This window comes from Rhodoferax sp., assembly GCF_039922535.1.
GTDB lineage: Bacteria > Pseudomonadota > Gammaproteobacteria > Burkholderiales > Burkholderiaceae_C > Rhodoferax_B.
This window is the reverse complement of record NZ_JBDTEM010000255.1, coordinates 1-8,178: the sequence shown is the minus strand read 5'-3', so window position 1 is coordinate 8,178 and position 8,178 is coordinate 1. Positions and strand designations below refer to the sequence as shown.

10 protein-coding genes are annotated in these 8,178 nt (G+C 58.2%); 4 read left to right on the top strand and 6 right to left on the bottom strand.

Annotated features, from left to right (window positions below; translation table 11 throughout):
- From ABI213_RS11785 to ABI213_RS11775, 3 genes are all read right to left on the bottom strand, one after another.
- The coding region (locus ABI213_RS11785) for a tetraacyldisaccharide 4'-kinase (RefSeq protein ID WP_348027231.1) at positions 1-315 on the bottom strand (315 nt) is incomplete at its 3' end.
- 1 nt (position 316) lies between these two features.
- Positions 317-733 (bottom strand): biopolymer transporter ExbD, encoded by a 417-nt coding sequence (locus ABI213_RS11780; RefSeq protein WP_348008295.1) that lies wholly within the window; start codon positions 731-733, stop codon positions 317-319.
- 19 nt (positions 734-752) lie between these two features.
- A complete protein-coding gene (locus ABI213_RS11775) occupies positions 753-1,385 on the bottom strand; it encodes a MotA/TolQ/ExbB proton channel family protein (RefSeq protein ID WP_348008294.1) in 633 nt (210 codons plus the stop codon).
- Between the two features lie 394 nt (positions 1,386-1,779).
- Here ABI213_RS11775 and xseA point away from each other — a divergent pair, with 394 nt between their 5' ends.
- Together xseA and ABI213_RS11765 are read left to right on the top strand one after the other, a co-directional pair.
- A complete protein-coding gene (xseA, locus tag ABI213_RS11770; protein WP_348008297.1) occupies positions 1,780-3,111 on the top strand; it encodes an exodeoxyribonuclease VII large subunit in 1,332 nt (443 codons plus the stop codon).
- A 54-nt stretch (positions 3,112-3,165) separates the two neighbouring features.
- Positions 3,166-3,747: a Fe-Mn family superoxide dismutase gene (locus tag ABI213_RS11765; protein ID WP_348008293.1), complete on the top strand. Its 582-nt coding sequence runs from the start codon at positions 3,166-3,168 to the stop codon at positions 3,745-3,747.
- A gap of 43 nt (positions 3,748-3,790) precedes the next feature.
- Here ABI213_RS11765 and ABI213_RS11760 read toward each other — a convergent pair whose 3' ends face one another.
- The gene (locus tag ABI213_RS11760) at positions 3,791-4,243 is read right to left on the bottom strand and encodes a DUF192 domain-containing protein (RefSeq protein ID WP_348027229.1); all 453 of its coding nucleotides are present in this window, start codon (positions 4,241-4,243) and stop codon (positions 3,791-3,793) included.
- Between the two features lie 168 nt (positions 4,244-4,411).
- Here ABI213_RS11760 and icd point away from each other — a divergent pair, with 168 nt between their 5' ends.
- Positions 4,412-5,671, top strand: a complete 1,260-nt coding sequence (icd, locus tag ABI213_RS11755; RefSeq protein ID WP_348008296.1) for an NADP-dependent isocitrate dehydrogenase — start codon at positions 4,412-4,414, stop codon at positions 5,669-5,671.
- An 89-nt stretch (positions 5,672-5,760) separates the two neighbouring features.
- On the opposite strand, the gene ABI213_RS11750 is transcribed toward icd, so the two are convergent.
- Positions 5,761-6,840, bottom strand: a complete 1,080-nt coding sequence (locus ABI213_RS11750; RefSeq protein WP_348027227.1) for a nucleotidyltransferase family protein — start codon at positions 6,838-6,840, stop codon at positions 5,761-5,763.
- Positions 6,837-7,754 carry an HprK-related kinase A gene (locus ABI213_RS11745; protein WP_348005175.1) on the bottom strand — a complete coding sequence of 306 codons (918 nt, stop codon included), beginning with the start codon at positions 7,752-7,754 and terminating at the stop codon, positions 6,837-6,839. The genes ABI213_RS11750 and ABI213_RS11745 overlap by 4 nt, the downstream gene beginning before the upstream one ends.
- Before the next feature lie 229 nt (positions 7,755-7,983).
- Between ABI213_RS11745 and ABI213_RS11740 the strand changes: the two genes are divergently transcribed.
- Positions 7,984-8,178, top strand: a 195-nt coding sequence (locus tag ABI213_RS11740) for a hypothetical protein (protein ID WP_348027225.1), incomplete at its 3' end; no start/stop codon positions are given.

Here is an 8,178-nt window from a genome sequence, read left to right as displayed (position 1 = left end):
GGGAAGGCTGTCCGGCCTGACCTCGCGGCAATCTGTACTGCTGCGGCCATAGCCGCGTGACACCACGCCCACCTGCACCCCCCGCGCTTTCCAATGCTGCACCAAAGCCATCACGACCGGGGTTTTGCCCGAGCCGCCGGCCACCACGTTGCCGACCACGATGACCGGCACCGGGACGCGGCCCGATTTTTGGAGATGCACGCGGTACAGCAGGCGGCGCAGCCCGGCCAGCAGTCCGTACAGCTGCGATAGCGGCCACAACAGCCAGGCTTGCCAGCCACGCCGCTGCCAGATGCGCAGCAGGGTTTGTTCCACGTTATTTGGGAGTAGCCTGGGTGGCAAACGTGATCTGGTTCAGCCCGGAGCGGCGGGCGGCTTCCATCACGGTGATGACCGACTGGTGGGTGGCGCTGGCATCGGCGCTGATGATGACGACCATGTCTTTGCTGCCATGGGCGGCGTTGACCAGGGCCAGTGACAGGGCTTCGATGCTGCGGCCATCCACCGGGCCCTTGTTGATGGCGTAGCGGCCGTCGCTGCTGACGGCAACGATGATTTCTTTGGGGTAGTCGCGCTGCGCATCGGTGTTGGCCACGGGCAGGGTGATCTGCAGCTCGGTGAACTTGCTGTAAGTGGTGGACAGCATCAAAAAGATCAACACCACCAGCAGCACGTCGATGAACGGGATGAGGTTGATCTCGGGCTCTTCCTGGCGGCGGTGACGAAAGTTCATGGGGAGTGCCTTCGCGGGGTTAAGGGCGCTTGCGCACGGCGTTCAGGTGGCGCGCAAACTGGTCGGCGGCCAGTTCCAGCGTCACCAGGTATGCGTCTACCCGCGCCCGGAAGTAGCGCCAGAAGATCAGCGAAGGAATCGCCACGATCAGGCCAAACGCGGTGTTGTACAGCGCCACCGAGATGCCGTGCGCCAGCTGCGCCGGGTTGCCGCCCATGCCGCCGCCGTTGCCCTGCGAACCAAAGATATCGATCATGCCGATCACCGTGCCCAGCAGGCCCAGCAAGGGCGCGGCCGAGGCGATGGTGGCCAGGGCGCTGAGGTATTTTTCCAGCTTGTGGGCCACTGCGCGACCGGCGCCTTCCATGGCGGCACGCACCTCTTCGTCGCTGCACTTGGGGTGGGTGTTGAGCACCCGCAGGCCGCTGGCCAGCACTTCGCCAAGGCTGGAGTTTTGCTCTAACTGGTTGACGATGCCGGGGGCGGGAATGCTGGTTTGCGAGACCGTCAGCACCTCGTTGAGTAGCTTGGGCGGCACAATTTTGGAGGTTTTGAGGCTCAAGAAGCGCTCAATCACCAGGGCCATGGCCAGGATGGAGCAGGCAACCAAGGGCCAAATCGGCCAGCCTGCGGCTTGTATGATCGAAAACAATATAGCTTCTCCGCACGAACCGGCGGGCGCTGCCAGCGGGGTGCGGCAAGGCCAACAAGTTGTTTCAAGTTAATAGATGCCCGCTGATTATGGCTTAGCCGCCCAGGTGTCTGCCGTTTTGTTCCATGCGCTGTGGGGCTCATAGGTCACCCACATTTCCTGTGGATAACTTTGTGAAGAACTTGGCTGCAATGGCTGCAAATCCAGCGCCCATGCGGGCTTGTGACACTTCGATGAAAAATTAAGCAGAAAAATCCCAATTGAAATCAAGCACTTACCACAATAAATCAGCTCCCTTGAAAATGGCTGGGCGGTTTTTGGGCACCTTGGCGACAAAGTCCACGCCTGTGGAGCACTTCGTATCCGAATGTTGCGTTTTGGCGCGCCAACACTGATGGTCGGCCACCCAAACCCAGCATTGGTGCCGCAAATTTGGCCAGTTGGGGCGCTGTGCCGCGCCATTGCTGATACCTTGGAGGCGCGCTTCAATCCTGTGGCGGTGCGCGGGGAGATTTCGGGCTTCTCGCGCGCTTCCAGCGGGCATTGCTACTTCAACCTCAAGGATGGGCAAGGCCAAATCCGCTGTGCCATGTTCCGCCGCGCTGCGAGCCTGCTGGACTTTGCGCCGCGCGACGGCGAACTGGTCGAGGTGCGGGGCCGCCTGGGCGTGTACGAGCCGCGTGGCGATTTGCAGCTGATTGTGGAAAGCATGGGCCGGGCCGGCCAGGGGGCTTTGTTCGAGCAGTTCTTGCGGCTCAAGGCGCAGCTGGAGGCCGAGGGCTTGTTTGACCCTGTCCGCAAACGCCCGCTGCCCCTGCTGCCGCGCGGTATTGGCGTGGTCACGTCCCTGGGTGCGGCGGCTTTGCACGATGTGGTGGCGGCCTTGCAGCGCCGCGTGCCGCACATCCCGGTGGTGCTGGCCCCGGCCCTGGTACAGGGTGCAGCAGCACCGGGCGAGCTGGTCAATGCGCTATTAAATCTATACCAGTACGCGCAGGCAGAGTTTGGGTCAGAGGCCGATTTGGTGCCTAAAAATAGCGTGCATATCGACCTGATCCTGCTGGTGCGCGGCGGTGGTTCGTTGGAAGATTTATGGGGCTTCAATGACGAGCAACTGGCCCGCACCATCGCCCGCAGCCCGGTGCCCGTTGTCAGCGGCGTTGGGCATGAGACCGACTTCACCATCGCCGATTTTGTGGCCGATGTGCGCGCGCCCACACCCACCGCCGCAGCCGAGCTGGCAGCCCAGCCGCGCGATGTCTGGCTAGGAGCCCTGGGCCTGGCGGGCCAACGTCTGCAAGATGCCGTGACGCGCCAGCTCGACACCCAGGCCCAGCGGCTGGACAGCGCCGCCCAGCGCCTGGGCCGCCCGTCCGGCCTGGTGGCGCGCCAGCAGTGGAAGCTGGGCCAGCAGGCGCAGCGGCTGCGCTATGCGGCGCTATCGAATATAGAGCGAAAGAAATCCACCCATACGGCGGCAGAGGCTTTTTTCCCTCAGAAATTTAAAACCGCCCTAGAGCAGCAACACGCACGCCTTGACAGGGCAGACCGCAGTCTCTCTCTGCTTGACCCGCTGCTGGTGCTACAACGCGGCTACGCCTTGCTGCGCACCGCCGAGGGCGTGCCCCTCACCAGCGTGCGGCAGGCAGCTCCTGGGCAGGTTGCAACGGCCGTCCTGGCCGATGGTGAGGTTGATCTCCATGTCCTACAGACGCGCCGCAATTAGTTCCTACAATTACTCCGTTAGATACCAAACCACCACCCACCCACGAGGAAAAATATGGAACATACCCTGCCCGCACTGCCTTACGCGATCGACGCTTTGGCCCCCGCGTACTCACAAGAAACTCTGGAGTTTCACCATGGCAAGCACCACAACGCTTACGTGGTCAACCTCAACAACCTGCAAAAAGGCACCGAGTTTGAATCGCTGACACTGGAAGAGATCATCAAGAAGTCCAGCGGCGGCATCTACAACAATTCGGCCCAAATCTGGAACCACACCTTCTTCTGGAACTGCATGAAGCCCCAAGGTGGCGGCGAACCCACCGGCGCATTGGCAGCAGCCATCAACGCCAAGTTCGGCTCTTACGCTGAATTCAAGGCCGCCTTCGTCAAGTCGGCTGTGGGCAATTTCGGTTCGGGCTGGACCTGGCTGGTAAAGAAGCCTGACGGCACGGTAGACATCGTCAACACCGGCGCTGCCGGTACGCCCCTGACCACCGCCGACAAGGCTCTGTTGACCGTGGACGTGTGGGAACACGCCTACTACATCGACTACCGCAATATGCGTCCCAAGTTTGTCGAAACCTTCCTGGAAAAGCTGGTGAACTGGGGCTTTGCCGAAGCCAACTTCGCTTAAGTTCTCGCGCCCACAAAAAAGCCCGTCTTAGACGGGCTTTTTTTTATTTGGCCATCTCGAAGGGCTTGCCGCCGAGTTTGGCACCGGCCTTGATGCCTTTCTTGGCAAACCAGCCGACGTTCATTTCCAGCACGTAGCGCACGGGTTTGTCGGAGCAATGCGAGTCCGTGGTTTGCGGCTTCATGTCGGCCAGGTTGACGATAACCCCATGATCGTCCACGAAGGCGGCTGTTAACGGCAGGATGGTGTTTTTCATCCAGAAGCACTGGGTCCCGGGCTGCTCAAACACAAACAACATGCCTTCTTGCTGCGGCATATCGCGGCGGAACATCAGGCCGATTTCGCGCTGTTCGGGGGTCAAGGCCAGTTGGGTATCGATCTGGTAGATGCCTGCCGTCAACGTGGTGCGTGGCAGGTTCATTTGCGGGCCGTCTTGGGCCAGGGCGGATACGCTGACCAGCGATAGCGCCAACACGGCGTGGATGGCAAGGGACATGGTTTTGGGCATGGCGTGGCAGTTTGTGAAATAGAGAGATTTTGGCAGCAGTGTGCTGCCTATTCGCTTACTTTACGAGGGGTTGACGCAGCGTTGGAGCGCGGCTGTCAGCAAGCTTAAAGCTAAACTGGATAGGCTATCCATTTTTAGCCATCCCACGGAGCCTCCATTTCCATGTACCAGCACATCACCATCCCCGCTGAAGGCACAAAAATCACCGTCAACGCGGATTTTTCCCTGAACGTGCCCGACCAGCCCATCATTCCCTTCATCGAAGGCGACGGCACGGGCCAGGACATCACCCCGGTGATGCTGAAAGTGGTAGACGCTGCGGTAGCCAAAGCCTATGGCGGCCAGAAAAAAATCCACTGGATGGAGGTTTTTGCCGGTGAAAAGTCCACCAAGGTCTACGGCCCCGACGAATGGCTGCCCAAGGAAACCCTGGAGGCCATCAAGGACTACGTGGTGTCCATCAAGGGCCCGCTGACCACGCCCGTGGGCGGTGGCATCCGTTCGCTCAACGTGGCCTTGCGCCAGGAGCTGGACCTGTACGTGTGCCTGCGCCCGGTGCAGTACTTTGACGGCGTGCCCTCGCCAGTGAAAGAGCCACATAAGACCGACATGGTGATCTTCCGCGAGAACTCCGAAGACATTTACGCTGGGATCGAGTTTGAAGCCGAATCCGACAAGGCCAAGAAGCTGATCAAGTTTTTGCAAGAAGAAATGGGCGTTAAGAAGATCCGCTTCCCCAACACCTCGGGCATCGGCATCAAGCCCGTGTCGCGCGAAGGCACCGAGCGTCTGGTGCGCAAGGCCCTGCAGTACACCATCGACAACGACAAGCCCAATCTGACCATCGTGCATAAGGGCAACATCATGAAGTTCACCGAAGGTGGCTTCCGCGACTGGGCGTACGCGCTGGCGCAAAAAGAGTTTGCTGCCGAGCTGATCGACGGCGGCCCATGGATGCGCTTCAAGAACCCCAAGTCGGGCAAGGAAATCGTCGTCAAAGACGTGATTGCCGATGCGTTCTTGCAGCAAATTCTGTTGCGCCCCGCCGAATACAGCGTGATTGCCACGCTCAATTTGAACGGCGACTACATCTCTGACGCGCTGGCCGCCCAGGTTGGCGGTATCGGCATTGCGCCTGGTGCCAATATGTCGGATTCTGTGGCCTGCTTCGAAGCCACCCACGGTACCGCACCCAAGTACGCGGGCAAGGACTACGTGAACCCTGGCTCCGAAATCCTGTCGGCCGAAATGATGCTGCGCCACATGGGCTGGTTCGAGGCTGCCGACCTGATCATTGCGGCCATGAAGCGCTCCATCGCCAGCAAGAAGGTCACGTATGACTTCGCGCGCTTGATGGAAGGCGCGACGCAGGTGAGCTGCTCGGGCTTTGGCGAGGTGATGATCGAGAATATGTGAGCACATGCGCCTAGTGGCGCGCCGCTTCCAAACCAGGCCCTTGCGCTGTTGAATCGCAAGGGCTTTTTGACTTATGTTGACGGTTCTGGCTAAGGTTTCTTGGGAAAACGTTGCATCCAAGATTTTCGCAGCAGATGCGGCACCAGCAGATGCATGGGCATGCGCAATGCGTGCGAGCGCACGTACAAAAGCCACCGGGCCAGCTTCGTCCAGCGGCTGTCGCAGCTGGGGTGGTTGGGCTGCAGGGCCAATCCCAGCATCCAGGCCATCAGCGCGCGCGAGAACTGGTTGGGGCCCATGTGGTCTAGGCGGTCCGCCAATGGGGACGGTGGATTGAAGTTAAAGAGACGGCGCAGATGGAACAGGGCATGGAACAGGGGTATCTGCAGGCCCAGTTCGTCGGCACGGTCTAGCAGGCTATTCCAAAAGTCAGCCTGGCTACTGAAGTCTTTAAGCAGATCATGCAGGTCTAGCAAGTCACGCAGGCCATGTCCGAATTCACCTTCTTGGAATAAGTGCACGGCGCTGTGCAAAACCATATCTGCAGGCGCCAGCACGTACAGCCCTGGGTAGCCAAGAAGTGGTTGGATTCCAAACAGTAGTTTTTGGCCATCTACCTTGAACCGCGAGGTCGGCGGGGTAATGGTGTGGTGCAAGTCAATATACGAGTTGCGGTGCACATGCCTCAACGGGGGGATTTCGTGCATCCACTGCCGGTAATAGCGCTCGTTATAGGCATCCCGCTCATCGGAAATCCAGCCTGCGCTGAACAAGGCGCTTTCGGTTGGCTCTATTTTTTCGCGTGGAACCAGAATATCGATGTCGGAAAACAAGCGTCCACGCGCGGTCGACAGATTGGCCATCAGGTAGGCAGCACCCTTGAGCAAGACGATGGGTGTGTCGACATCGTGCAACGCACGGCGTATGCAATCGACTTCCCACCGAACCTCATGCTGTTGGCGCTCTGCAAGCCGCAAAGCTCCTTCTAAATGGGGGCGAGGGCCGTCTGGCACTTCGGTTAGAAAGCCTGCATCGGTGTGGCGGTACGCCAAGCGAGCTAACAGGCTTGCTTGGCGCGCTTGGCCAAACAAAGCCTCCCATTCAAGGACTGACAGTTGGGGCTTCCAATCGGGCTGGGCCCATACATTCGTCAGCAAGTTGGTGCTCAATCGTTTCTCCTGGCGACCAAATCATCAAATGCGACTACCGCATCGTCGAGTTGACTGTACTGAAAGTCATAGCAATCGCTGGCATCAATAACCTTGGAGAGCACCTCGAACCCTTTGAGACCCAGCACCATGTAGTTGAATGAATTGCGACCCAACTCCAGCATGCTATTGGCCTTGGAGCGCGGGGTCATTTGGGCGGATGAGCCCCTTACGTATTTGGGGAACACTACCCAGCGTGGCTGGGCAGTTTCGTGGAGTCGCTCAATGTGCGCCGATGGCACTTTCATCAGCGAAACATCGCCTTTGGAGGTGTCATGCACGACCTTGCTGAATACCGCACCGGGAACAAAATTCCGCATCACGTCGATCGATTGGTTCTTGAGGCTGATGGGACGACCTAGCGGCGTGATGGAGGTGTCGGTGAGCGAAATCAACGCCAGCTCATCCGATAGCAGGCGCCAGCCGCGGTGGACAAGGCCTGCACACAAGGTGCTCTTGCCCGATCCAGGCGGGGCCGGCAGGATGACAGCGCAGCCCTCTTTCTCGATGACCGCGGAATGCAGCAAAAGATAATGGTGTGCATGCATCGCGATGCACCAGTTCATAGACCATTCCAGCAGAGGGAACGCGTGGTCTTCGGGCAAAGGAATAAAGGGTTCCATGCCATCGAATTTGAAAATAGCCTGGCGTCGCGACCACCGCCGCCAGCCCGATCCCGAGGCAATCGTGACGGTGTAATCCACAAAATGGCTGTCGTTCAGCACCGCATTGTTGGCGTACAAGGCGCTAACACCGTCTGCAATAGATTTTATAGGGGAAATAATTCGAAATGAAAATGGGCCGATTTTTAGAATCAGCCCATTGTTTTTGAGTTTATTTTGAATGGTGGAGGGTGAGAGTTCTTCTAATTTCACGCGCTGGTCACTTCCGCCAATCCATGTGTGCAAAATTCACTGCAAATGGTTTCAACCAACTCCACCAAGTTTGAACTATCGGTCAAATTCGGAATACTGGCTAGTTCTGCAGCCAAGCTCCTCGAATTTTGAACACCATCGCATAAAGTATTCAGAATAAAAGCCCGGATGGAGTCCATTTGATGGGTTTGACCCGACCCTTCATCAAAAATGACGTACTCATCGTTCCATGATGCCCAGTGCAGTTGTTCGCACGGCAGATTGTTTTGGGATTCAAAATGTCCATGTTATCGAAAACAAGCACGTCTTTAATTTTAATCCCGATGTAGTGAGAGGGGCATCCAATTGGGTTTCTGTAAACCGCTACAACGGCACTGAAATGAATACTCCGCGTGCGTTAAAGAAGTTACGTCAGGATGGCTAC

Bases quoted from the DNA above. Each gene is read 5' to 3' on its own strand.
- ABI213_RS11765 (WP_348008293.1), top strand. From the start codon at position 3,166: ATGGAACATACCCTGCCCGCACTGCCTTACGCGATCGACGCTTTGGCC.
- ABI213_RS11780 (WP_348008295.1), bottom strand. From the start codon at position 733: ATGAACTTTCGTCACCGCCGCCAGGAAGAGCCCGAGATCAACCTCATC.
- ABI213_RS11760 (WP_348027229.1), bottom strand. From the start codon at position 4,243: ATGTCCCTTGCCATCCACGCCGTGTTGGCGCTATCGCTGGTCAGCGTA.
- xseA (WP_348008297.1), top strand. From the start codon at position 1,780: ATGGTCGGCCACCCAAACCCAGCATTGGTGCCGCAAATTTGGCCAGTT.